Genomic DNA, 23,227 nt, shown 5'->3' with positions numbered 1-23,227 from the left:
CGCTCCCCCGTGAGACATCGCGTCAATAAGGATCAGGTAGGACGCACCTAAACACGATCGGCCGCCGCCCCGCTAGAGGGCGACGGCCGATCAAGTTCTGACCTGCGGTGTTGCGGACTACTTGCCCGAAGGTCCGACCTTCACGGTCATCGTGGAGCCGCTGAGCGGCTCGTTGACGATCGAGATACGGGTGTTGGTGTCAGTGACCTTGACGCTTCCGGTCGGGTTCTCCTTGTACCAGTACGTCCCCTGACGGTCGTCGAAGACCGGGACGCCCAGCGAGGGCTTGATCTTCAGCGGCACGTCGGCGTTGTGCAGCGTGAAGCCCTTGTTCGGGTACCAGCTGAACGGCGCGTCGAACGGCTGGATCTTGTTGCGCAGGAGCGAGCCGTCCGCCCACTTCAGCGGCTTGGCGTGCGAGTCCACCGGCAGGATCAGGCCCTGGCCCGCGTGCTGCGAGGTGTTGTTGTCCTTCTGGGCGGTGTCCCAGAGCCACACCATCAGGCCGTTCTGGTACGAGTAGTGCTCGACCCAGTCGGGGCGGGTGGAGGAGAAGCCGAAGTTGTACGGGCCGACCTCGAGGGTCTTGTCGTACGACACGTACTGGCGGTTCTCCGCGATGTAGTACTGCGGGTAGTCGTTGGTGAACGACGAACCGATCCGCGAGAAGCCCTTGGCGGTCCAGCCGTTGTCGTCGCCCTCGGCGTTGTCCGTGAAGAGCACGGCGCCGTCGGCGGTGACGGTGATGGCGTCGGCCGCGAAGCCCTTGCCGCCCGCGCCGCCGTCCGTCTGGTAACGGAAACGGAGGTCGATCTTCTTGCCCGCGTAGGCGTCCAGCGGGAAGGAGAGCTTCTTGTACGCGCCGGAGACGTCGGTCAGGGCCGGCTTGTCGCTGGCGTCGCGCGGGATGGCCTTGCCGTCGGCGGTGCCGTCCAGCGCGGTCCAGGAGGTGCCGCCGTTGTCCGAGACCTCGGTGTAGAGGTAGTCGTAGTCGGCCTCGATGTCGTACCAGCCGGACAGGTCCAGCGACGCGGACGTCCTGCCGGTCAGGTCGACCGAGCGGGTCAGGGTGTTCGACAGGTCGTCACCCATGTCGCTCCACCACTGCTTGGCGCCCTCGGCGGGCTCGGTGACCGTGGTGGTGACGGCCTTCTCGGGCAGCTCGACGACGAGCGCCTGCTTGTTCTTGGTGTTGTACTCCGACACACCCAGCTTGTGGGTCGACTTCGTGGCCGCCTTGGCCGTGTCGTAGTCGAGCCAGCCGAGCTGGAGCTTGTCCCAGGCGGTCATGTCGCCCGGCAGGTTGCCTATCTCGCCCTGGCCGGTGCCGAGCCAGGAGCCCGCCGACATCAGGGACCAGAAGCCGACCGAGTTCTCGCCGCCGCCGGAGGTGTCGTACAGGTCCGGCAGGCCGAGGTCGTGGGCGTACTCGTGGGCGAAGACGCCCAGGCCGCCGTTCTCGGGCTGCGCGGTGTAGTCGCCGACCCAGATCCCCGTGTCGCCGATCTCCGCGCCACCGGCCTTGTTGCCTGCGGGGCCCGTCGCGCCGGCGTTGGTGCCGTACGCGTACCAGCGGTGCGCCCAGATGGCGTTGGTGCCCTCGGCGCCGCCGCCCGCGGACTCGTCCTCACCGGCGTGGACCAGCTGGAAGTGGTCGATGTAGCCGTCGGGCTCGTTGAAGTTGCCGTCGCCGTCGAAGTCGTAGCGGTCCCACTCGTCGTACCGGGCGAGGTCCGCCTTGATCTGGTCCAGCGTGCGGCCCTTGGCCTTCTGGTCGGCGACCCAGGCGTTGACGCCGTCGCGGACGGTGTCCCAGACGTTGGCGCAGTTGGTCGAGCCGCAGTAGTTGGAGCCGTAACGGGCCTCGTTGTAGGGCACCTTCACCCAGTCCGAGACCTCGCCGTCGACCGAGTAGCGTCCGGAGGACGTCTTCTCGTAGTACGTCTTGAGGGAGTCCTTGCCCTTGCCCTCGCCGAAGTACAGCTCCTGGAAGTGCTCCTGGCTGTAGTCGGCCTGCCAGGCGGTGCTGTTGTCCTTCGCCGGGTCCGGCTCGGCTATTCGGTTGTGCAGCGGGCCGGCCGTGCCGCCGTACTTCTTGACGGGCGGCTTCGGGCCGTCTCCGTCGGGGTCGAACATCGTGGTGTCGTCGACCTTGTCGCCGAACTCCACGAGGATGGTGAAGATCTTGTCGGTCTTCTCCCGGCCGAGCTCGACGTACTTGCTCTTGCCGAGCTTGACGACCTTGGAGCCGCCGTGGGTGGTCACCTTCTTGTCACCGGACAGGACCTGCTCCAGCGCGGCCTGACGCTGGGCGTCCTGCTCCTTGCTGAAGGGGCCTTCCAGGTCGTGCTCGTGTGCCTTGGCCGGCGCGGGATCGCGGCGGTCCACGATGGAAGCGTCCGAGCCCGACGTCCTGTCATCCGCCTGCGCCGTGGCGAAGGCCGATGCCGTCGCAGCGGTGGCGGCCAGGGCCACGGCTACTGCGGTGGCGCGCAGCGCCCTTCTCTGATTGGTCACTTGATGCAGTCCTCCCCGGCGTTCGCGTCCGCGGCCACGAAGTGTGGAGCAGGGCCGCGCGCGTTGACGCGTCACAAGTGACGACATTCGATCGGAGTTGCGAGAGAAAAGACAGATCTTGACTTGCACAGGCCAAGTGCACTATGTGGGAGCCGTCTACCGGTATCCGGACGTTCATGTGAGACCTCGGCGTGACCAACCGGCGCGTCGGGCAACCCGATCGGCGCCCGTGTGACTCAGTGCGCCCCCTGTGCACCGGCACCGTGGGTTAGGTCACGCTTACTACCCGTTCCCCGGGGGCATCCACCGTCGTAGAGTCGATTGACAGTGCGAACGTGTTGAGAGACCCCCTATCCGACACCCAGAGGACGGATAACGCCATGCCTCGTCCGACTGCCGCACAGTTCTCCTACGGTTCGGTCACCGTCGTCTTCTCGGCCCTCGCCATGCTGCTGCTCGCACGTACGGAATCGGGCATCGGTGTGGCCGTCGTCTGTATCGCCGCACTGGCCCTCGGCCTCCTGGTGGCCGTGACCGTCCCGCTGCCCGGGCGAGCCGGACAGGCCCGGCAGGCGACGACGCGGTCCCCGGCCCGCACCCAGCACGTGATCGAGGACATCGAGACGCCCGCCGCACGCCGGAACCGTGTCGGCGAGCATTCGCTTCACCGCTGAGCCCGGCCCTGCCCGCGCGTCACCGGTCATCTCCCGCGCCTCACCGGTCATCTGACGGCGACCACCACCGTCTTGCCCGCCTTGTCCTGCAGGCCCTGCCGGTAGGGCTTGTCGGTGAACATCAGAATGATGTTGATCAGCCACCACAGGCATGGACAGCACAGCAGTGCCGGAAGCCAGAGCACGACGGCCCGCATCAGCGCGGAGCTCGTGTCCGGCACCGAACCGTCGTTGAGCATCGCCACGCGCATCTTCAGCAGCCGCTTGCCGGGCGTCCGGCCGTCCTTGTGCGTGAAGTACGTGTCGTAGGCGACGTAGACGACCAGGCCGATCAGCGACCAGACCAGCTGGTGCCCGCTGTAGGCGCTGCCCACCGCATTGCCGAAGTCGTCGTCCTTGCCGTCCGACGAGACGTCCACCGCCCCGCCCCAGGGCAGCGAGATCAGGTACAGCGGGATCGAGACGATCAGGAAGTCGATCAGCCGCGCCAGGATCCGCTTGCCCGGCTCGGCGAGCGGCGGCATGCCCGCCAGCGGATCCGGACCACCGTACGGCCCGCCGCCGCCGTACGGACCCGGGTCGTACGGCGGCGGGGGCGGTCCGCCCTGCGGAGGCGGGGGACCCTGGGGCGGTCGCTTGGAAAAGGGATCGTCCTCGGGCGGCTGACCGGGTGGCGGCGGCGGTGGTTCGTTACTCATGGGGGCAGTGCACCGCGGGCCGCGCGGGCCCGCAACGGCTGGGGTGCTTTCGGGGGACGGGGCGTCAGCACACGGGCGTACGGCAGCGTGCGGGCGGGTACCGCCGCCCGGGCCAGGGCACCGGCCGGTGTGTCGGGCCGTCAGCACGGGGCCGTGCGCGTGGGCCGCTGCCGGGGCCCGCTCCTCGGTCGGCCACCACCTCGGGCCCTACCCCGGCCCGTTCCCCGGGCCGTTCCTCAGCCGGCGACGAAGGTGCGGGCCGCCTTGTCGTGCCAGCACTGGCGCCACGGCCGGTCCACCAGGCACCAGAGCACGTTGACCACACCGATGACGAGCAGGCCCAGCACGCCGTACACCAGCCAGCGGCGCAGCGCGGCCCCGAGGGAGGGCGCGTCGTGGGATTCGATGTCCCGCACCTCGATGCCGCACAGCTTCTTGCCGAGTGTGCGGCCCCACTTGGCCGTGGGGAGGGCCTCCAGCATGAAGCCCAGCACGAGGAACGCGCCGAGTACGGCGCCGAACAACCCCGCCGTTGTGGAGTCCAGCAACCAGACGGTGACGGTTTCTCCGGACTGCTTCGCCGCTTCGATCTTCCCGTCGATGTGGTCCGTCGCCCGGGTGACCAGCGGGAAGCCGACGGCACCGACCAGCGCGCCGAGCACCACCGTGTCGAGGAACCGGGCCGCCAGCCGCCTTCCGAGGCCGGCGGGCCTGGCGGACGCCTGCGAGCGGGCCAGTTGCTGGAAGGGGTCGTCGACCGGAGGCTTCCAGGGGATGACGGGCTGCTGCTCGGGCCGGGCTCCCTGCTGCGGCGCGGGCACCGGGTGCTGCTGCTGCGGCGGCTGGGGGCGGGCCGACTGCTCGGGCTGGGCGAGCTGGTGGACCTGCTGCGCCCAGGAGGCGGAGCCGCCGCCGGGGCCGGGGGTCAGGGGGGTGTGCGGCGCGGGCGCCGGGGTCTGGGCCCGCGGCGGTCCGGGGGACGGCGCGGGCGCCGGGACGGGCGCCCGCGGGGTCGCGGCGGGCGGCACCGCCCTCATCGTCATCGTGCCGTCGGCGGGTGCGGGCCCCGTCTCGCGCGCTCGCGGGGTGCGTACGCCGTCCGCGCCCACGGCACGGATGGTGAGCGTGCCGTCCGACGGCGGGCGGCTCCGGTCGCCGGTGCCGCCCGTCCGGTCGGCGCGGCCGGCGACGGTGCCGTCGGGCACGGCTTCGCCGCCGTCCCGCATGCCGGGCAGGGCGCCCCGTGTCGGGTCGGCGGAGCCGGCCCCGCGGGGGTCGGCGGGGGGACGCCCGGCCGCGGCGTCACCCGTGGGCGCGGGCGCGGCGCCCGGAGGCGTGGCACCCGGCCGGGCGGCAGGGGAAGGAGCACCACCGGCCGTTCGTGGGTCCGGGCCGCCCCAGGAGACACGGCGGTCGTGTTCGCCGCCGAAGCCCCCCTGCCGGGCGGTGTCGGCCTGCCAGGCGGACGCCGGTTCGGGGCGGTTGCCTGTCGGCGCCACCTCACCGCCACCGCCGAAGCCTCCGGGCCCCTCGACCTCGTCGAGGAACATCGGCCCGGTCTCGTCCACCGGGGCGGGGCGCCGGGCCGACTGCTGCGGGGCGGCGTCCGCCGTCGATGCGGCTGCCGTCCCGCCCTGCTGCGGCGCCGCCGACGTCCCGTCGTCCGGCGGCGCGGGCCGGCTCGTGCCGGGAACCCAGGAAGCGCCGTTCCAGTACCGGACGTATCCGGGAATGGACGGATCGGGGTAGTAGCCCTCGCGGGGGCTTTCGTCACCGGGTGCCGGGGTTGGGGCGCTCATCACCGTGGTCCCGTATCTCTTCGAGGCCTCAATACAAGGGTCCACATCTATCAGACCGCCGCGCACCCCCGGGCCGGTCCTGCCGTTTGGACCACTTTCAGGGCTGCGGGAAGATTTTCCGGGAAGTCGCGTCATGGACGGACGGGAGGGCTCTCTCTCCTTGCGCGGACCGGTCAGGGGACCGGTCCCCACGAGCAACGGAAGGTGCTTCCCATGCGAGACGTCGTGGAACGTGAGCTGGAACTGATGCTGGTCCTGTCGCCCGAGCGGTCCGTTCCCGTGCCCGCCCGGCTCTCCTACCTCACCGACGACCCGTACGCCGTGCACATCGCCTTCCACATCGGCTCGGAGGCGCCCGTGCACTGGACGTTCGCCCGCGAGCTGCTCGTGGAGGGAGTGTTCCGGCCGTGCGGGTACGGGGACGTACGGATCTGGCCGACCCGGATCGGCGACCGCGGCGTCATCTGCGTCGCCCTCGCCTCGCCGGACGGCGACGCCCTGCTGGAGATGGACGCGGCCGCCGTCTCCGCCTGGATGGAGCGCACCCTGGTGGTCGTGCCCCCCGGGACCGAGAGCGCGCTGCTCGGCCTGGACGCCGCGCTCGCCGAGCTGCTCACGCCGTTGCCGGCCGACGACCTCTGGCTGACCGATCCGTGGTCCGCGGACGAAGCCCAGGACGGAGAGCCGTGAGCGGTGCGGGGGCCGGCCCCGTGGCCGGGCGGTCCGGGCGGTCCGGGCGGTCCGGGCGGTCCGGGGTCAGAACAGCTTGCCGGGGTTGAGGAGACCGAGCGGGTCGAAGGCCGCCTTGATGCCACGCTGCAACTCCAGCCCCACCTCTCCCAGTTCGCGGTCGAGCCACTCCTTCTTCAACACGCCGACGCCGTGTTCGCCGGTGATGGTGCCACCGAGTGCGAGACCCAGCGCCATGATCTCGTCGAAGGACGCGCGGGCCCTGCGGGACTCGTCCGCGTCGGTGTGGTCGAAGCAGACGACGGGGTGGGTGTTCCCGTCGCCCGCGTGGGCGCAGACGCCGATGGTCAGGTCGAACTTCTCGGCGATGGCGGCGGTGCCCTCGAGCATCGCGCCGAGCTTCGACCGCGGTACGCACACGTCGTCGATCATCGTGGCGGACTTGACGGTCTCCAGGGCGGGCAGGGACAGCCGGCGGGCCTGCAGCAGGAGTTCTGACTCGGCGGCGTCCTCGGCGGGCACGACCTCCGTGGCACCCGCGGCGGTGCAGAGCTCCCCGACGGCGGCGAGGTCGGCCGCCGGGTCGGGTGTGTCGAAGGCGCAGAGCAGCAGCGCCTCGGTGGATTCGGGGAGGCCCATGGCGGCCATCGCGTTGACGGCGCGCACCGTCGTACGGTCCATCAGTTCGAGGAGTGACGGGGTGTGTCCGTGCTCCATGATGCGGCACACGGCGTCACAGGCGGCCGCCGCCGAGGGGAACTCGGCGGCGAGCACGAGTTGCTGCGGGGGCTGGGGCCGGAGTGCGAGGACGGCCTTGACGACGATGCCGAGGCTGCCTTCCGAACCCACGAAGAGCCGGGTGAGGTCGTATCCGGCGACGCCCTTGGCGGTGCGCCGGCCGGTGCTGAGCAGCCGTCCGTCGGCGAGGACCACCTCCAGGCCCAGTACGTACTCGGCGGTGACGCCGTACTTCACGCAGCACAGGCCACCGGCCGCGGTACCGATGTTGCCGCCGATGGTGCACATCTCCCAGCTGGACGGGTCCGGCGGGTAGTACAGCCCGTGCTCGCCGACGGCACGCGAGAGCGTGGCGTTGACGACGCCCGGCTCGACGACCGCGATCCGGTCGACCTGGCTGATCTCCAGGATCCGGTCCATCTTGACCAGGGAGAGCACGATGCAGCCGTCGCAGGCGTTCGCCCCGCCGGACAGACCCGTCCTCGCCCCCTGGGGCACCACGGGCACCCGCAGCGCGGTGGCGGTCCGCATGACGTGCTGGACCTCCTCGACCGTGCGCGGGAGCACGACGACGGCGGGGGCACCGGCGTCGCAGAAGCTCGCCATGTCGTGGGCGTACGAGGCGGTGACGTCCGGGTCCGTGATCAGGGCCTCGGCCGGAAGACCTGCCCGCAGGTGTTCAAGAAGTGCATCCATGATCCAAGCGTGACACCCGGGGCCAATGGTGTGAACCCGTCTACGCCCACGTACGCGGAACGCGATGTGCTCTTCGTACTGACGCAGAGTGATGACCATGGATGCCAAGCCGCAGCAGAACCCGGAGCCACCCTCCTCCACCCTGCCGCCGGAGGGCGCGACGTCCGTGCCGTTGCCTCCCGCGCCCCTGCGCACCACGCTGCGCAGGGCCGCCTTCGGGGCCGTCGCCGGCGCCGTGCTCGTGGCCGGAGCCGTGGTCGCCGTACCGGACGGCGCGGAGAGGGCCGTGCCACCCCGGCCGGGGCCGGTGGCACGGGCCGAGGCCGCGGCGGCGGCCGGCTCCCCTGCGGCCCTGTCCGACCTCACGGCGCTGATCGGCGACCGGCAGAGGTGGGTGGAGACGCATCCGTCCGACGCGCCGTCCTGGGCGGTGCTCGGGACGGCGTTCGTGGAATGGGGCCGGCGCTCCGCGGACGCGGCGTACTACGCGCGGGCCGAACAGGCCCTGCGGCGGTCACTGGCCGTACAGCCCGGCGAGCGGGGGAACACGGAGGCGTGGGTGGGGCTGGGGGCACTCGCCAACGCCCGCCACGACTACCTCGCGGCGAAGAAGTGGGGCGAGACGGTCCGCGCCCGGCAGCCGAAGAACTGGACGGCCTACCCGGTGCTGATCGACGCGTACAACGGCCTCGGCGAGTACGAGGCGGCGGGCAAGGCCACCGAGAGGTTCGGGGCGCTGCGCAAGGGTGTCCCCTCGCTGGCCAGGACGGCCGAGATGTACCGCAACCAGGGCTGGCGCGAGGACGCGCTGGCAACCGCCCAGGAGGCGGCCGACCACGCCACGGCTCCCGCCGAGAAGGCGGAGGCGCTGCACCGGCTGGGCGATCTGGCCTGGGAGCGCGGCGAACCCGCTGAGGCGCTCGCCCAGTACGAGGCGGCCCTGCGTACGGACAGGAGCCACCTCGCCTCCCGTGCGGGCCGGGCCCGCGCGCTGGCCGCCCTGGAGCGCACGGACGAGGCACTGGCCGACTACCGGACGGTCACCGCGAAGCTGCCCGTCCCGCAGTACGTCCTCGAACTGGGCGAGCTGTACGAGTCGATGGACCTGGACGGGGACGCCCGCACCCAGTACGCACAGCTGGGTGAGCTCCTGGACCGGGCGAGGACCGCCGGAGTGAACGAGTCCGTGCTGGAGGCCCGCTACGAGGCCGACCACGGCGACCCGGACGCGGCGGTGGAGCTGATGCGCACGGAGTGGTCCTCGCTGCGCCGCAGTGCGGCGGTCGCGGACGCGCTGGGCTGGGCGCTGCACCGGGCGGGCCGGACGGAGGAGGGCGTGCAGTACGCGGAGCGGGCTGTGGAGACGGGGGTGCGGGACGCCTCGTACGCGTATCACCTGGGCGTGATCGAGAGCAGCCTCGGTCAGGACGGCCCGGCCCGCGGCCATCTGGAGGAGGCGCTGCGCACCAACCCGCGGTTCTCGCCGCTGGCCGCCCCCCTGGCCCGGGAGGCCCTGGAGGAGCTGGGTGAGCCGGCACCGGGCGGCCCGGAGGAGATGCGGGGCGCGGAGCCCGAGCCGGCCCCTTCCGCCGCCGCCTCTCCTTCTTCGGCACCGAAGGCGGACGCGGTCTCCGTACGCGGGCCCGGCACCGGCGCCGTTTCCCCCTCCGGTCCGGGTACCGCGCCGACGCAGCCGGCGGCCCCGCCCGTGCGGGCGTCCTCCGCGTCGGCGGGGGCGCCGGGGGGCGCGGCGGCCTCGTAGGCGGCGCGCGCCGGCACGGACGGGTGCTCCGCGAGGACGCCCGCCCGCGTCCGGCCGCTGGGGCCTACAGGTTGCCGCGCTTCTCCTGCTCGCGCTCGATCGCCTCGAAGAGGGCCTTGAAGTTGCCCTTGCCGAAGCCCATCGAGCCGTGCCGCTCGATCATCTCGAAGAAGACCGTCGGCCGGTCCTGGACCGGCTTGGTGAAGATCTGCAGCAGGTAACCGTCCTCGTCGCGGTCGACGAGGATCTTCAGTTCGCGCAACGTCTCCACGGGCACCCGGGTCTCGCCCGCCCACTCGCCGAGCGTGTCGTAGTACGAGTCCGGCGTGTCCAGGAACTGCACGCCGGCCGCCCGCATGGCCTTCACGGAGGCGACGATGTCGTTGGTGGCGAGCGCGATGTGCTGGACGCCGGCGCCGCCGTAGAACTCCAGGTACTCGTCGATCTGCGACTTCTTCTTCGCGATCGCCGGCTCGTTGATCGGGAACTTCACCTTCAGCGTGCCGTCGGCGACGACCTTCGACATGAGGGCGGAGTACTCGGTGGCGATGTCGTCGCCCACGAACTCCTTCATGTTGGTGAAGCCCATGACCTTGTTGTAGAAGGCCACCCACTCGTTCATCCGGCCGAGCTCCACGTTGCCGACGCAGTGGTCGATGGCCTGGAAGGTGCGCCTGGCGGCCGGCTCGACGATGGGCTCGGCGGCCCGGTAGCCCGGCAGGTAGGGGCCGTCGTAGTCACCGCGCTCGACCAGCGTGTGGCGGGTCCTGCCGTACGTCGCGATGGCAGCCAGGACGACGGTGCCGTGCTCGTCCTTGACCTCGTACGGCTCGGCGACGCCCTTCGCGCCGTGCTCGACCGCGTACGCGTAGGCGGCGCGGGCGTCCGGGACCTCGATCGCGAGGTCGACCACGCCGTCGCCGTGGGCGTGCACGTGGTCGGCCAGGAAGGTGCCCCACTCGGTGGAGGCCTTGATGACGGAGGTCAGGACGAAGCGGGCTGAGCCGTTGGTCAGGACGTAACTCGCGGTCTCGCGGCTGCCGTTCTCCGGTCCGGAGTAGGCGACGAGCTTCATGCCGAAGGCGGTGGAGTAGTAGTGCGCCGCCTGCTTGGCGTTGCCCACCGCGAAGACGACCGCGTCCATTCCCTTGACCGGGAAGGGATCGGCCTGCCGTGCGGTGTCGGGGGTGGTGTGCAGAGTCTCAGTCATACCGGAAGGTTCCCGTCGCTTCGCAAGGTGCGCAACAGTTCGCGCGATCGGTGGGCAGCTTGCCCGGCGGATGGCCATGATGGGCGGGCTATCTGTACAGGATGACCACCGGAAGAGGTGTCATGACGATCGATCATCTGGACGGCCGGCTCATCGTGCTGCTGGCCCGTGAGCCCCGTATCGGTGTACTGGAGGCTTCCCGGCGGCTCGGCGTGGCGCGCGGAACCGTACAGGCGCGGCTCGACCGGCTTCAGTCGAACGGCGTCATCCGCGGGTTCGGGCCGGACGTCGATCCGGCGGCACTCGGCTATCCCGTCACCGCGTTCGCGACGCTGGAGATCAAGCAGGGGCAGGGGGTGGACGTGCGGGCGCACCTGCGCGGGGTTCCTGAGGTGCTGGAGCTCCACACCACGACAGGGCACGGCGACATGCTCTGCCGACTCGTGGCGCGCTCCAACGCCGACCTGCAGCGGGTGATCGACCGCGTCGTCGGCTTCGACGGCATCATGCGGGCCTCCACGGCGATCGTGATGGAGAACCCCGTACCGCTGCGCGTCATCCCGCTCGTGGAACAGGCGGCGCGGGACACCGGCTGAGAGTGCGCCGCGCGGGTGCAAAGAGGTGGTTGCAAAAAAGGCGTTGCAAAGCTGTCTTTGCAACCTTACGGTCAGCCCATGCCCACCACAGAACCCGACGGAACCGCCCCTGAGGCCGACGACCCGAGGCTGCACCGGGTCGACGCCCGCACCCTTCGCGGACTCGCCCACCCGCTGCGCCTGCGCCTGTTGAGCACCCTCAGGGAGTACGGCCCCGCCACGGCCTCCGGCCTCGCCGAGCGGCTCGCCGAGTCCAGCGGCGCCACCAGCTACCACCTGCGGCAGCTGGCGGCGTACGGCTTCGTGGAGGACGCCCCGGAACTGGGCAAGGGCCGTGAGCGCTGGTGGCGGGCGGCCCACGCGGGCACCAGCTTCGACATGGGCCGCCTCATGGACCATCCGGACCCCGAGGTCCGCGGAGCCACCGGCGTCGTCATCCACGAGGTCGCGTCGGCGCACGCCAGGGAGATGGACACCTGGGTCGGCACGATGCACGAATGGCCCGAGACCTGGCGCCACAGCTGGGACATCAGCGACTACAAGGTGCGCCTCACGCCCGACCTGGCCTCCGAACTCATCGACCGGATGCACGCACTCGTCGAGAGCTACCAGGACCGCGTCCCCGAAGGCACCGAGGGTTCCGCCATGGTCCGCAGCCACACCCACCTCTTCCCGCGCTCGACCGACTGAGGGGACCACTGCCGTGCACTGCGACATCCACTACCTGCTGCACGCCTACCGCGCCGCCGAACTGCACGGCGAGGCGACACGGTTCCGGCCGCGGCGCGACGGACTGCGTCACCGGGCCGGCTGGTTGATGGTCGACCTGGGACTGCGGCTGGCGCAGACCCGGAGGGCCCCCGTCCGCGCCGCGCGGACGGCCTGACGTGGACGGGCCGGACAGCGGAGGGCCTGCGCGGAACCGCACCCCGCTCGCCGCCGTCCTGGCGGCGAACTCCATATCCACGGCGGGCACCTCGCTGACCCTCATCGGCGTGCCGTGGTTCGTCCTGGAGACCACGGGCAGTGCGGGACGGGCCGGCGTCGTCGCCTTCTGCGCGACCCTGCCCATCGTCGTCGCCGCCCTGATCGGCGGGCCGGTCATCGACCGGATCGGCCGGCGCCGGGTGGCCGTCGCCTCCGACGCGGTGTGCGGCGCGGCCGTCGCCGCCATCCCCCTCCTGCACTACGCGGGGGCGCTCGCCTTCTGGATGCTGTGCGCCCTGATGGCGCTGAACGGACTGGTCCACACCCCCGGCAACACGGCCCGCTACGTCCTCGTCCCCGACCTGGCCGAGGAGGCCGGCACCACCCTGACCCGCGCCGCCAGCCTCTTCGACGCCGTCTCGCGCGGCGCCCGTATGGTCGGCGCGGCCCTGGCGGGCGTACTGATCGCCGTCGCCGGCGCCGAGACGGTCCTGCTGCTGGACGCGGCCTCGTTCGCCGTGTCCGCGCTGCTGGTCGCTGCAGGCGTGCGCGGGGTCGGCGCCGCCGAGCCCCGCAGGACCACGGCCCCCGTCTCGCTGCGCTCCTACCGCGCCGAACTGCGCGAGGGCTACGCCTACCTGCTGGGCAACCGGCTGCTGCTCTGCGTGGTCGTCATGGTGATGTTCATGAACGGCACCGACCAGGGCTGGAACGCGGTCCTGCTGCCCGTGCACGCCGAGGGGGAGCTGGGCGGGGCCACCGACCTCGGGCTGCTCACCGCACTGTTCGGGGCGGGCGGACTGGCCGGCGCGCTGCTGTACGGGGCCGTGGGGCACCGCTTCTCACGGCACACGGTGTTCACCGTGTGCGTGGTGCTGTGCGGGGCGCCCAGATTCGTGGTCGCCGCGGTCACGGGCACGACTGCGCCGCTCGCCGTCACGATGGCGCTGAGTGGTGTGGCGGGCGGCATGCTCAACCCGATCCTGACGACGGTGACGTACGAACGCGTCCCCGAGGAGCTGCGCAGCCGGGTGTCCGGGGCGCTCACCGCGGGCTGCGAGCTGGCCATGCCCGTCGGCGGACTCGCCGCCGGCCTGCTGGTGGAGGGCGTGGGGGCCCGGGGCGCGCTGCTGGCGATGGGCGCGGTGTACTTCCTGGCGACGCTGAGCCCGCTGGTGTTCCCCGCCTGGCGCACGATGGAGGTGCGTCAGGCACCACAGGGCCCGCGGAAGAATGCGCGGGGGGAGGGGAACGGGCCGCTCAGCAGCTCGGGACCTTCGTGCCCTGCTCCAGAGCCCGCAGCGAGGACACGGCACCCTTCAGCGTCGTGACGGGGATCAGCCTCAGGCCGTCCGGCTTCTCCGCCCGGGCCTCCTTGCACTCGGCCTCGGGCACCAGGAAGACGCTCGCACCGTCGCGCCGGGCGGCCTGCGTCTTCATGGAGACCCCGCCGACGGCGCCGACCGTGCCGTCGGCCTCGATCGTCCCCGTGCCGGCGACCGTGCGGCCGCCGGTCAGATCGCCGCCGGAGCCGTCACCGTCCAGCTTGTCGATGATGCCCAGCGAGAAGAATAGGCCGGCGCTGGGACCACCGACATCGGCGAGATGCAGCGTGATGTCCACCGAGTCGGGGGCCCTGTCCAGGTAGGTCAGGGCGGCGTCGACGGCGACGTTCTGCGACTCCCGCATGTCCTGGAGGTTGTGCTTCTCGATCTCCTTCTCGGATCCGCCCGTCGGGTAGACGGAATCACGGGGCATGACCGCGCGGTCCGTCCTGAACCAGCTGTCGACCACGTCCCCGATCCCGACGTCGGCGCCCGGACCGGTCGCGACGATCGTCGTCATCAGCAGTGCACCGTCGGTGGTCCGGGTCGGCGCGCCCGCGATCGTGATGACCGGCGTTCCCTTGTCGTCCCCCAGGACGTTCGCGGTCGTGCCGGGCTGCGCCAGCGTGAAGGGCAGCGGCGCGAAGGCGGCCGTGCCGAACAGGGCGAGGACGGGCAGCGCGCAGAGGGCGAGGACGCGGGGGCGCGAGAGACGAGTGACCACCCGCCCAATCTATCCGCCACCACCCGGCCCCGGGCCCACCGGTCCGGTGGGCCCGGAAGGCGGAGCGGGCCCGTCCGGTCCCTGCCCGGCCGCCCGCGCCCGACCGCCCGCCGCTGCTCCGCTCCCCGTCTCCCACCGTGACAGGCGGGGTGGGGGCGAGGCGGGGCGGAACTAGCGCAGCGCGTCCGCGACCTCGCGGGCCGCGTCCAGCACCCGGGGCCCGACCCGCTCCGGTACGGCGTCCGCGAGCATCACCACGCCCACGCTGCCCTCCACCCCGGACACCCCGACGAGCGGCGCCGCCGCCCCGCAGGCGCCGGCTTCGAGCTCGCCGTGGGTGAGGGTGTAGCCCGGGTGGTCGGTGACCGTCTTCTGCCGGGCGGTGAGGATGGCCCGGCCCGCGGCCCCCCTGTCCAGCGAGTGCCGGAAGCCGGCCCGGTAGGCCACGTGGTAGTCGGTCCACGTCGGCTCGACGACGGCGACCGCGAGCGCGTCGGCCCCATCGACCAGCGTGAGGTGCGCGGTGGCCCCTATGTCCTCGGCCAGCGATCGAAGGGCGGGCAGAGCCGCCTCCCTGACCAGGGGGTGCACCTGGCGGCCGAGGCGCAGCACGCCCAGGCCGACCCTGGCCCGGCCGCCCAGGTCACGCCGGACGAGGGCGTGCTGTTCCAGAGTGGCGAGCAGTCGGTAGACCACGGTGCGGTTGACGCCGAGTTTGTTCGACAACTCGGTGACGGTCAGGCCGTGATCGGTATCGGCGAGCAGTTTGAGGACACGCAGTCCCCGGTCGAGCGTCTGAGAAGTCTCCGCGGTCACGACGCCCTCTCCCTCTTTGGTGAGCGGGGCGGTTCTCTCTTCGGAGTGCCGACGCCGGTCCCATCGGCGACGCACCGAGAGGCCGCCGACTGGCCATGGCACCGGCTGCGCTCCGCGGCCACGCTGCCACGGCGCGTTCATGTTTCGGGGACATTAGCGAGCGGGTCCGCTCAGCGGAAGACCTCGTCCAGAATCCGGTCCCGCCGCCGAACGCGACGGCATAACCGCCGGTCAACGCGAAAGCGTCCGGAACGCGAACATCTACGCGCGTTCATGTCGAAGGACGTCACCGCGACACTCCGTGCACCACTTGTGAACGATTGTTAACCAACCGTGAATAATTGTTGCAGAAACTTGTGCCCGAGCGGGCCTCGCGCGCCCCCGCGAGCGCCCGTACGCCCCCGGAGCGGTGACGGCAACGGGCCCGGTACGGGGCGCACTTCGCCGTACCGGGCCCGCTCACACCTCAGCGGTGGTGGCTCACCGCATCCGGGTGGCCCACTCCTGCACCTTCTTGATCCGGTCCTGGATCTGGCCGGCCGTCGCCTCCGCGCTCGGCGGCCCGCCGCACACCCGCCGCAGCTCGGTGTGGATCACCCCGTGCGGCTTGCCGCTCTGGTGCGTGTACGCCGACACCATCGTGTTGAGCTGCTTGCGCAGCCCCAGCAGCTGCTTGTGCGTGACCACGGGCCTGCCCTCGGCCGGCTTCTCCAGCAGGTCCGCCTCCGAGGCAGGCTTCTGGCGGCTGTGCGCGATCTGCCGGGACTGCCGCTTCTGGAGCAGCAACTGCACCTGGTCGGGTTCCAGCAACCCCGGAATCCCCAGGTAGTCCTGCTCCTCCTCGCTCCCCGGGTGCGCCTGCATGCCGAACTCGGCACCGTCGTACAGCACCCGGTCGAAGACCGCGTCGGACTCCAGCGCCTCGAAGGGAAGCTGCTCCTCGGTCTCCTCGTCCTCGAGCTTCTCCGCGTCCGCGAGGAGCTGGTCCTCCTCGGCGAACGGGTTCTCCTCGTCGCTGCCCTTCTTGGGCTTGTCGAGCACGTGGTCGCGCTCGACCTCCATCTCGTTCGCGAAGTCCAGCAGCATGGGAATGGTCGGCAGGAAGACCGAGGCCGTCTCGCCACGCCGCCGCGACCGTACGAAACGGCCGACCGCCTGCGCGAAGAAGAGCGGTGTCGAGATGGTGGTGGCGTACACGCCGACCGCGAGGCGCGGCACGTCGACGCCCTCCGACACCATCCTGACCGCGACCATCCAGCGCGATCCGTCCTGGCTGAACGTGTCGATGTTCTTGGACGCGGCCTTCTCGTCGGAGAGGACGACCGTCGGCTTCTCGCCGGTGACCGACTTGAGGATCTTGGCGTACGCGCGCGCCGACTCCTGGTCCGTCGCGATGACCAGCCCGCCCGCGTCCGGAATGCCCTTGCGGACCTCGGTCAGCCGCTTGTCGGCGGCGGCCAGCACATTCGGGATCCAGTCGCCGGTGGGCGAGAGCGCGGTGCGCCAGGCCTGCCCGATGGCGTCCTTGGTCATCGGCTCGCCGAGGCGTGCGGCGATCTCGTCCCCGGCCTTGGTGCGCCAGCGCATGTTGCCGCTGTAACTGAGGAAGATCACGGGGCGGACGACCCCGTCGGCGAGAGCGCTGCCGTAGCCGTACGTGTAGTCGGCCGAGGACCGCCGGATGCCGTCGTTGCCCTCCTCGTACGCCACGAAGGGGATCGGGTTGGTGTCCGACCGGAACGGCGTACCGGTGAGGGCCAGGCGCCGGGTCGCCGGGTCGAACGCCTCCTGACAGGCCTCCCCCCAGGACTTCGAGTCACCGGCGTGGTGGATCTCGTCGAGGATCACGAGCGTCTTGCGCTGCTCGCACCGGTTGCGGTGCAGCATCGGGCGCACGCCCACGCCCGCGTAGGTGACGGCGACCCCGTGGTACTCCTTGCTCACGGGTCCGGCGCTGTAGTCCGGGTCCAGCTTGATGCCTATGCGGGCAGCGGCTTCCGCCCACTGCTTCTTGAGGTGCTCGGTCGGCGCGACGACGGTGATCTGCTGCACCACGTGGTGGTGCAGCAACCATGAGGCGAGGGTCAGCGCGAAGGTGGTCTTTCCCGCGCCGGGCGTCGCGACGGCGAGGAAGTCGCGCGGCTGCTCCTGGACGTACTTCTCCATGGCACCCTGCTGCCAGGCTCGCAGCTTCCCGGCCGTGCCCCAGGGGGCGCGGCCGGGAAAGGCGGGTGAGAGGTGGTGGGAGGCGGTAGTAGTCACGGTCTCCGGTTCGGGGCACTCGGGTACGTGGGGCGGTGTCCGTACGGGCCGGAAGCAGCCCGCACGCGATACGACAACCGGGCCACCCTACCGGCGGGCGGGACGGAATCCGCCCTCGACGGCGCCCCTGCCCCGGATAGTGCGACGGCTGTCACACGTCGGGGACGACCGGGTCGCGAAGGGCCTGGCCGATGCGCTTCACCTCGTCCACCGCTCCCGGGGCCGCGGCGGTGACCAGGCGTTCCGCCGCATCACCGGTACGTCTGGGAAGTCCGCACCCGGCTCGCCACCCAGACCCCCACCAGCGCCACCACCGCCATCGGCAGGAACACCGCCGCGAAGGCCCCCGGGCGGGCCCCGGCGGTCCCGCTGCCCACGGCCCCGTGCACGGCAGTGCCCACCGCGCCGCCACCGAGCGCGGCGAACGCCGCACCACCGCCGGTGAGCAGCAGGACGTTGGCCAGCCCGTCCGAGATCTGCAGGGCTGCGGAGTTGCCGCCGGCTTCCTCCGGTGCCGACAGCTTCAGCAGCAGCACGCTCGTCGAGGCGATCACGACGCCCATGCCGAAGCAGCCGACACCCCACACGGCGGCCAGCGTCCACACCGGCACCGCCTCGATCAGCACGGCGGGCGCGGCGGCGATCGAGAGGGCCACCAGCACCATGCCGGCCACCATCAGGGGTTCGCGGTACGGCTCCAGCCGCGGCCTGGCCAGGACGTACGAGCCGAGCGCCCACGTCAGGCCGCCCGCGGCGAGCGACAGCCCCGCCATCGTCGGGGACAGCCCGCGCTGGGTCACCAGCATCAGCGGGACGAACGACTCCGCGGCGATGAACGACCCGGCCGAGATCCCGCGCAGCAGGATCACCGCGGGCAGCCCCCGCGCGGCCCGCACCGTGCCCCGGGGCATCAGCCCGAGCACGGCCGGCACGAGGAGCGCGGTACCGGCCACGGCCGGCAGCAGCGACAGCCACCGCAGCTCCTGCCCGGCGTACTGCAGCAGTCCCGCACCGAGCGAGATGCCCAGGGCCAGCCGGAGGCGCCGACGGTCGTAGGGCTGTGCCCCCGCCACCGCGTCGGCCGGCCCGGAGGCCATCCGGCGGATCGCGGGCAGGGCCAGACCGAGCGGCAGGAGGATGAGCACCGGGATCCCCACGAAGACCCAGCGCCAGCCGAGGTTTTCGGTCACCGTCCCGGCCCCGAGCGGCCCCACGACGGACGGGACGATCCACGCCGCCGAGAACGCCGCCATGATCGAGGGCCGGGCCCGCTCCGGATAGGCCCGCCCGATGACCACGTACAGGGCCACGATCACGAGCCCGCCGCCGACGCCCTGGACGGCCCGCCCCAGGATGAACGTCCACATGTACCCCGCGGTCCCGGAGACCAGCAGCCCGGCGCCGAACGCCCCGATACCGGTGGCGAGCGGCGCGAGCGGCCCGCGCCGGTCGGCCCACTGCCCGGAGAGCACCATGGCGAAGAGGCTGGTGGTGAAGTACGCGGAGAAGGCGAACGCGTAGAGCGGGATGCCGTGCAGTTCCCGGGCAGCCACCGGCATCGCCGTACCGACGGCGGTCGCCTCGAAGGCGATGAGCAGGACCACGGAGACGATGCCGACACTGAGCGCCCGGTACGTGCGCCCCAGCACACCCTCGGAAGGGGCGTAGGCGGCGATGTCGTCGACGGGGGCCGAGAGCTCGGCGTCACGCGGTTCCAGGACACTCATGGACCCCAGAGTAAGGGCCGAAACAGCAGGTGACCCCTGTCGGTGGGAGGAGTGCGGCCCCGCCGTTGGTCGTAGGTCCACGGGCCCGGGCGTGAACGCCGTATGGCAGTCGTATTGCGGGGCGGCCGCCGCCCTTGAGCGGTGCGGCGCCGCGCCCGTACGGTCGGTGACACAGGGAACAACACACCTGGCCGTGTGCCCGAGTGGTTCAGGGGCTCGACTGCAACTCGAGTTACACCGGTTCGAATCCGGTCACGGCCTCCGCGGTACCCGGCTATTTCCGGAGACCGCCTCAACGCGAGACCCGACGGCATCGGCCGCCCCCATGGTGAGGGGGCGGCCGATGCCGTATGCCCAGGGCGCTATTTCGGGGTGAGTACGGGGGTCTTCGGCAGGCCGCCGTTGTTCTCGCAGTCGAGTTCCTTCACCAGCTTGAGCGCCATGGCGTGCAGAATCTTCATGTTCATGTTGCGGTACTCACGCGTGTCGGGCGCATCGCTCTCCCCCCTCCCGAAACCGCCCTGGATCCGCAGTGGCGACTTGTCCGAACCGTCCAACTGAGGACTCACGCACTCGAAGTAGAGCGATGCACCACCCCGCCTCACCGAAGACTGCAAACCCATGGTGTACAACTCGCCACCGGCCGGAAGACGTTCATCCTTCACGTCCTGCGGGGCGTACATGGAGAACGAGACGCCCGCTTCATCACCCAGCCCCCCTCCCTTCGGATCGGGTTCACACAGGTGTGCTCCACCAGCCCACGAACGTCCTGACGCATAACCCTCCTTGAGGGCCGACACGACCTTCTCCATGCCGTTTCCATTTTCCCAGGCGAAGACCTTCTTCCCCGTCACCTTTTCGAGCATCTCCGCCGGCGGACCGGCGAACAGACCGCCGCACACCTCATCGGCCCCGACGAACTGCGGGTGCTCCTCCTCGCCGGAGCCGCATGCCACGCTCCCCGCCCCCAAGGCCAGGACCATCCCCGCAGCCGTCAGCAATCGCCGCACCTCCGCGCACCCGCTTCCCTTGTCTCGCCTTCGGTTCGTCCCATCCGCCCGTTCACCAGCAACCGTTTGCCCCTGACAGCGCCATTCGCACAGATCAAGCCTCGGGCCCGGTGCCCTGGACCCGCGCACGAAGGTTGCCGTCCTGGTAACCGACGAGCCTGGATTCATGCAAGTCCTCAACCAACGAGCCCTCCGTCCTCGCGTCCAACTTGTCGATCTCTTCTTTGTGCCGCGACGCAAAGTCTTCGACCGGTGTCTCCGTGTACACCTCTCCAGCGGTGTACACGGCGTACTTTTCCGTGTCGGTGAGATCGTCCATCTTCTCTTTGTTCTCGTCGATCACCTTCTCGCCCATGCCGCCCAGCACATCTCCCATGAGCTGTTCGACGGCTCCGGTCGCCGTATCGGTGAAAATGGGTACCAGGAGTGCGCCAGCGCCGATGACCGGGGCCGCCGGCAGGAAGAACGCGGCTGTCGCCACTCCGGCGCCGAGAGCCGCGGTGCTACCGAACTCCACCCACCCAGCACGCTTTTCTGCCGCCTTCTCGTAATCTTCGTGTGTCTTGAGGTTCGTGGCCTCTATTTGATCCGCACGGGCCTGATCCAGGATGCCCTGCGCCCCGGATCCGATTCTCACTGCCCTTCGGGCATCCCCTGTGTCAATGTCCCCGTCGGCATTTACCTGCGCCTCCAACACACTGCTCGTATACAGTTGCTCGGCAGCACTCACCGACGCGTACGCGTCCGGATGCTGGCCTAGAACGCTCAGGAACTTCCTTGCGATACCCCGACCTTCGCCGTCCTCGGCGTCGGCAAAATCCATGTGCCCGTCGACGTTCTTACCCGGGGCGAAGACGCTGTCATCGCCGTTCTTGTCCAGTGCCCAGTTGATGTCGTCGATGTAGCCGGCACCCATGGTGCCCAGGCTGTCAGCCATCGACTCGTGCGCCTTGAGCAGTTTGGCGTCCTCGCCGTACTTCTGCATGACCTGTTCCATGATCGTGGCATTGTCCGCGTCCCGCACCACGCCCGCGTCCGGGTGTCCGACCGGATAACCGAGCGTCGCCGCTTCCAAGGCGTGCCCAAGAGCGTCAGGTATGTGGTCGAGGGACGCCTCCCCCTCCTTCTTGTCCAGCGAGTTGACGTCCCCGAAGGATTCCCACTTCTCGGTGCCGAAGAAGTCGAGGTAGTTCTCGATCGCCTTGCCGTCCGCCTCCCCGAGGTTCGCGGTGGCGCCCTTGTTGACCGTGCCGTCCTCGTTGTAGGCGGTCGGCGGGTCAGCGAAGAAGTGCTTCGCCGCGTCCGGACTGTTGCCGAGCGCCTCCAGCATGGCCGTGGTCGGTTCGTAGCCGGCTCCGTTGACACCGGAAGGGTTGAACGGGTTCTTGAAGGGACTGTTCACCACCTTGCTGTCGGCGAACATGTACGGGTCCTTCTGGTGCAGCTGTGCCACGTGTTCGGCGATCGGGTTCAGGAACTTCGCGTCGTAGTTCCCGTACCGCATGATTCCGCCGAGCAGCTGATAGCCGAACGGCCCGCCGTTGTCGTACTTCGACAGCGGGATCCGTTCCGTGCCGAGCTTGCGCAGTTCCGGACCCCACTCGGCGGTGAATGCCTTGTCGTGTGAGGCCGTGGCCAGGTTGAGGCCCAGGTTCTTCTGGAGCGCCTGAACATCCTTGAGGCGTTCCTTGTCGACCTTGCTGTAGTCGTACGTGTCCCTGGAGAGCTGGCCGAAGAACGCGAGCGACTTCTCCGGTCCGAGCTTCTCGTAGAAGTTCTTCGCGAAATCCGGCGACTTGCCGTTGTCGTGCAGCAGCTCGTTGAGCGCAGTGAGTTCGGTGTGCGTGATGTCGCGGCCCTTGGCGGCCAGGGCGGCAGCCCGGGCGGCCTCCTCCTGGTCCATCTTCGTGTACTTCGGGGCGCTGAAGTCCTTGCCCTCGGTGACGTTGGCCTCGAGGGAGTTCTTGAAGGACACGTCCGTGTCGTTGCAGGTCTCGACGATGCCGTCGATCTTCTTCTGCCAGGCAGCGATGTTCTCCTTCTGCTGGCGCACCAAGTCCGGGTAGTCGGGGTCGTGATGCCGCTGCGCCGGCGGGATGTCCTCCACCGGGTGCCGCGCGGTGACCTTGCCCTTGGCGTCCACGTGGATGCCAGCCGCCGGCCCCTCGTGGTCCCGGATGTTGATCAGCTCGTCCTTGGCCTTCTTGATGGCCGTGTGCGCTTCTTCGAGGATCTGCTTGACGCCCTTGGCCTCGGCGGCGGCGTCCTTGAACTCCTTGGCCGTCTTGCCGATGAACCCCTTGGTGACGCCCGCGTTGGCGCCCGCCCAGTCGGCCTTGTCCGCCTTGACCTTCATGCCGTCGTTGGCGTCGTCGGCCAGCCGGTCCAGCTTCGTGACCATGTCGGCCCAGTCGTCGGCCGCCGTCTTCAGCTTCGTCGTCGGCGCGTCGATTATGTCCGCGTACTCCATCGTTCCTGCGCTCCCCCGTGGACTACTTCAGGTACTCGTTCAGTTTGGAGACGGATATCAGATCGCCGCCGATCTGTACGTCGTCCTTCATGTGGGCGGACTTGGTGTAGTCCAGGTGGTTCGAGATCTGCGCGCAGGCGCCGAGCAACGTCTTCATGTGCGTTTGCCAGCGGTCGTGCACCTTGAGCAACGCGGACCCGCTGGTGAAGTTGCCGTTCGTCAGCGCGATCGCCGCGTCGAAGGTGGAGGGTCGTGCGTGGTCCCCGTCCTTGGCGAGCCGGGTGTGCAGGGTGTACGCGTCATGCCCGATGGCACCCAGGTTGTCCCGGTCGACGGCGAGATCGGCATCCGCCGGACCACTGCCACTGCCGCCTCCCTCCGCCGGAAGGCTGTTGAGCCGCATGTCGACCCGCTGGGTCGATTCCGCCCGAAGAGCCGCCCATTCTGCGTCGAACGTCACGTATTCCCCCGTACTTGTTCCCGGTTGCCGTCGACCTCGCTATCGCTGACGCCCACGCTAACCGTTCAGTTTCACCGATCACCAGCCTGTCCAGGTGTCGGATCCCCTCCCCTACGGCGAGTTGCG

19 protein-coding genes and 1 tRNA gene are annotated in these 23,227 nt (G+C 70.4%); 8 read left to right on the top strand and 12 right to left on the bottom strand.

Annotated features, from left to right (window positions below):
* Positions 1-117: 117 nt before the first annotated feature.
* Entirely contained in the window at positions 118-2,517 is a 2,400-nt protein-coding gene (locus QFZ58_RS23155; RefSeq protein WP_307126819.1) for an immune inhibitor A domain-containing protein, read from the bottom strand.
* A gap of 380 nt (positions 2,518-2,897) precedes the next feature.
* On the opposite strand from QFZ58_RS23155, the gene QFZ58_RS23150 reads away from it, so the two are divergent.
* A complete protein-coding gene (locus QFZ58_RS23150; RefSeq protein WP_307126818.1) occupies positions 2,898-3,191 on the top strand; it encodes a hypothetical protein in 294 nt (97 codons plus the stop codon).
* A gap of 47 nt (positions 3,192-3,238) precedes the next feature.
* On the opposite strand, the gene QFZ58_RS23145 is transcribed toward QFZ58_RS23150, so the two are convergent.
* Both QFZ58_RS23145 and QFZ58_RS23140 read right to left on the bottom strand, forming a co-directional pair.
* Positions 3,239-3,889 (bottom strand): RDD family protein, encoded by a 651-nt coding sequence (locus tag QFZ58_RS23145; RefSeq protein WP_307126817.1) that lies wholly within the window; start codon positions 3,887-3,889, stop codon positions 3,239-3,241.
* Between the two features lie 236 nt (positions 3,890-4,125).
* Complete coding sequence (locus tag QFZ58_RS23140) at positions 4,126-5,688, bottom strand: RDD family protein (protein WP_307126816.1); 1,563 nt, start codon at positions 5,686-5,688, stop codon at positions 4,126-4,128.
* 213 nt (positions 5,689-5,901) lie between these two features.
* Here QFZ58_RS23140 and QFZ58_RS23135 point away from each other — a divergent pair, with 213 nt between their 5' ends.
* Positions 5,902-6,378 carry an SsgA family sporulation/cell division regulator gene (locus tag QFZ58_RS23135; RefSeq protein WP_307126815.1) on the top strand — a complete coding sequence of 159 codons (477 nt, stop codon included), beginning with the start codon at positions 5,902-5,904 and terminating at the stop codon, positions 6,376-6,378.
* 66 nt (positions 6,379-6,444) lie between these two features.
* Here QFZ58_RS23135 and QFZ58_RS23130 read toward each other — a convergent pair whose 3' ends face one another.
* Entirely contained in the window at positions 6,445-7,812 is a 1,368-nt protein-coding gene (locus tag QFZ58_RS23130) for an FAD-binding oxidoreductase (protein ID WP_307126814.1), read from the bottom strand.
* A 97-nt stretch (positions 7,813-7,909) separates the two neighbouring features.
* On the opposite strand from QFZ58_RS23130, the gene QFZ58_RS23125 reads away from it, so the two are divergent.
* On the top strand, positions 7,910-9,574 hold the full coding sequence (locus QFZ58_RS23125) for a lipopolysaccharide assembly protein LapB (protein WP_307126813.1): 1,665 nt from the start codon (positions 7,910-7,912) through the stop codon (positions 9,572-9,574).
* 64 nt (positions 9,575-9,638) lie between these two features.
* Here QFZ58_RS23125 and hppD read toward each other — a convergent pair whose 3' ends face one another.
* A complete protein-coding gene (hppD, locus tag QFZ58_RS23120) occupies positions 9,639-10,784 on the bottom strand; it encodes a 4-hydroxyphenylpyruvate dioxygenase (RefSeq protein WP_307126812.1) in 1,146 nt (381 codons plus the stop codon).
* 122 nt (positions 10,785-10,906) lie between these two features.
* On the opposite strand from hppD, the gene QFZ58_RS23115 reads away from it, so the two are divergent.
* The 4 genes from QFZ58_RS23115 to QFZ58_RS23100 all read left to right on the top strand — a co-directional run bounded on the left by QFZ58_RS23115 (position 10,907) and on the right by QFZ58_RS23100 (position 13,638).
* On the top strand, positions 10,907-11,380 hold the full coding sequence (locus QFZ58_RS23115) for an Lrp/AsnC family transcriptional regulator (protein ID WP_307126811.1): 474 nt from the start codon (positions 10,907-10,909) through the stop codon (positions 11,378-11,380).
* 78 nt (positions 11,381-11,458) lie between these two features.
* Entirely contained in the window at positions 11,459-12,070 is a 612-nt protein-coding gene (locus QFZ58_RS23110; protein ID WP_307126810.1) for a winged helix-turn-helix domain-containing protein, read from the top strand.
* 13 nt (positions 12,071-12,083) lie between these two features.
* Complete coding sequence (locus QFZ58_RS23105) at positions 12,084-12,266, top strand: hypothetical protein (protein WP_307126809.1); 183 nt, start codon at positions 12,084-12,086, stop codon at positions 12,264-12,266.
* Between the two features lies 1 nt (position 12,267).
* Complete coding sequence (locus QFZ58_RS23100; RefSeq protein WP_307126808.1) at positions 12,268-13,638, top strand: MFS transporter; 1,371 nt, start codon at positions 12,268-12,270, stop codon at positions 13,636-13,638.
* Here QFZ58_RS23100 and QFZ58_RS23095 read toward each other — a convergent pair.
* The 4 genes from QFZ58_RS23095 to QFZ58_RS23080 all read right to left on the bottom strand — a co-directional run bounded on the left by QFZ58_RS23095 (position 13,568) and on the right by QFZ58_RS23080 (position 19,161).
* Positions 13,568-14,356, bottom strand: a complete 789-nt coding sequence (locus QFZ58_RS23095) for a S16 family serine protease (protein ID WP_307126807.1) — start codon at positions 14,354-14,356, stop codon at positions 13,568-13,570. The two genes, QFZ58_RS23100 and QFZ58_RS23095, sit on opposite strands and share 71 nt — an antisense overlap.
* Positions 14,357-14,527: 171 nt before the next feature.
* A complete protein-coding gene (locus QFZ58_RS23090; RefSeq protein WP_307126806.1) occupies positions 14,528-15,172 on the bottom strand; it encodes an IclR family transcriptional regulator in 645 nt (214 codons plus the stop codon).
* 480 nt (positions 15,173-15,652) lie between these two features.
* Positions 15,653-17,434, bottom strand: coding sequence for a DEAD/DEAH box helicase (locus QFZ58_RS23085; RefSeq protein ID WP_307126805.1), 1,782 nt, complete (start codon positions 17,432-17,434; stop codon positions 15,653-15,655).
* 251 nt (positions 17,435-17,685) lie between these two features.
* On the bottom strand, positions 17,686-19,161 hold the full coding sequence (locus QFZ58_RS23080; RefSeq protein ID WP_307126804.1) for an MFS transporter: 1,476 nt from the start codon (positions 19,159-19,161) through the stop codon (positions 17,686-17,688).
* A gap of 189 nt (positions 19,162-19,350) precedes the next feature.
* Between QFZ58_RS23080 and QFZ58_RS23075 the strand changes: the two genes are divergently transcribed.
* Positions 19,351-19,422: transfer RNA gene (locus QFZ58_RS23075), tRNA-Cys, on the top strand.
* Positions 19,423-19,523: 101 nt separating this feature from the next.
* Here the strand turns inward: QFZ58_RS23075 and QFZ58_RS23070 are convergent.
* The 3 genes from QFZ58_RS23070 to QFZ58_RS23060 all read right to left on the bottom strand — a co-directional run bounded on the left by QFZ58_RS23070 (position 19,524) and on the right by QFZ58_RS23060 (position 23,101).
* Entirely contained in the window at positions 19,524-20,171 is a 648-nt protein-coding gene (locus tag QFZ58_RS23070) for a hypothetical protein (protein ID WP_307126803.1), read from the bottom strand.
* A 94-nt stretch (positions 20,172-20,265) separates the two neighbouring features.
* A complete protein-coding gene (locus QFZ58_RS23065; RefSeq protein WP_307126802.1) occupies positions 20,266-22,641 on the bottom strand; it encodes a hypothetical protein in 2,376 nt (791 codons plus the stop codon).
* A gap of 22 nt (positions 22,642-22,663) precedes the next feature.
* Entirely contained in the window at positions 22,664-23,101 is a 438-nt protein-coding gene (locus tag QFZ58_RS23060; RefSeq protein WP_307126801.1) for a hypothetical protein, read from the bottom strand.
* Positions 23,102-23,227: the final 126 nt, after the last annotated feature.

Origin of the sequence: Streptomyces sp. B1I3, assembly GCF_030816615.1 — a bacterium.
Taxonomy (GTDB): Bacteria; Actinomycetota; Actinomycetes; order Streptomycetales; family Streptomycetaceae; genus Streptomyces.
This window is presented reverse-complemented; position numbering and strand designations above follow the sequence as displayed.

Excerpts from the sequence above, each read along its gene's own strand:
- QFZ58_RS23150 (WP_307126818.1), top strand. The coding sequence starts at position 2,898 with ATGCCTCGTCCGACTGCCGCACAGTTCTCCTACGGTTCGGTCACCGTC.
- QFZ58_RS23145 (WP_307126817.1), bottom strand. The coding sequence starts at position 3,889 with ATGAGTAACGAACCACCGCCGCCGCCACCCGGTCAGCCGCCCGAGGAC.
- QFZ58_RS23140 (WP_307126816.1), bottom strand. The coding sequence starts at position 5,688 with ATGAGCGCCCCAACCCCGGCACCCGGTGACGAAAGCCCCCGCGAGGGC.
- QFZ58_RS23135 (WP_307126815.1), top strand. The coding sequence starts at position 5,902 with ATGCGAGACGTCGTGGAACGTGAGCTGGAACTGATGCTGGTCCTGTCG.
- QFZ58_RS23130 (WP_307126814.1), bottom strand. The coding sequence starts at position 7,812 with ATGGATGCACTTCTTGAACACCTGCGGGCAGGTCTTCCGGCCGAGGCC.
- QFZ58_RS23125 (WP_307126813.1), top strand. The coding sequence starts at position 7,910 with ATGGATGCCAAGCCGCAGCAGAACCCGGAGCCACCCTCCTCCACCCTG.
- hppD (WP_307126812.1), bottom strand. The coding sequence starts at position 10,784 with ATGACTGAGACTCTGCACACCACCCCCGACACCGCACGGCAGGCCGAT.
- QFZ58_RS23115 (WP_307126811.1), top strand. The coding sequence starts at position 10,907 with ATGACGATCGATCATCTGGACGGCCGGCTCATCGTGCTGCTGGCCCGT.
- QFZ58_RS23110 (WP_307126810.1), top strand. The coding sequence starts at position 11,459 with ATGCCCACCACAGAACCCGACGGAACCGCCCCTGAGGCCGACGACCCG.
- QFZ58_RS23080 (WP_307126804.1), bottom strand. The coding sequence starts at position 19,161 with ATGAGTGTCCTGGAACCGCGTGACGCCGAGCTCTCGGCCCCCGTCGAC.
- QFZ58_RS23065 (WP_307126802.1), bottom strand. The coding sequence starts at position 22,641 with ATGGAGTACGCGGACATAATCGACGCGCCGACGACGAAGCTGAAGACG.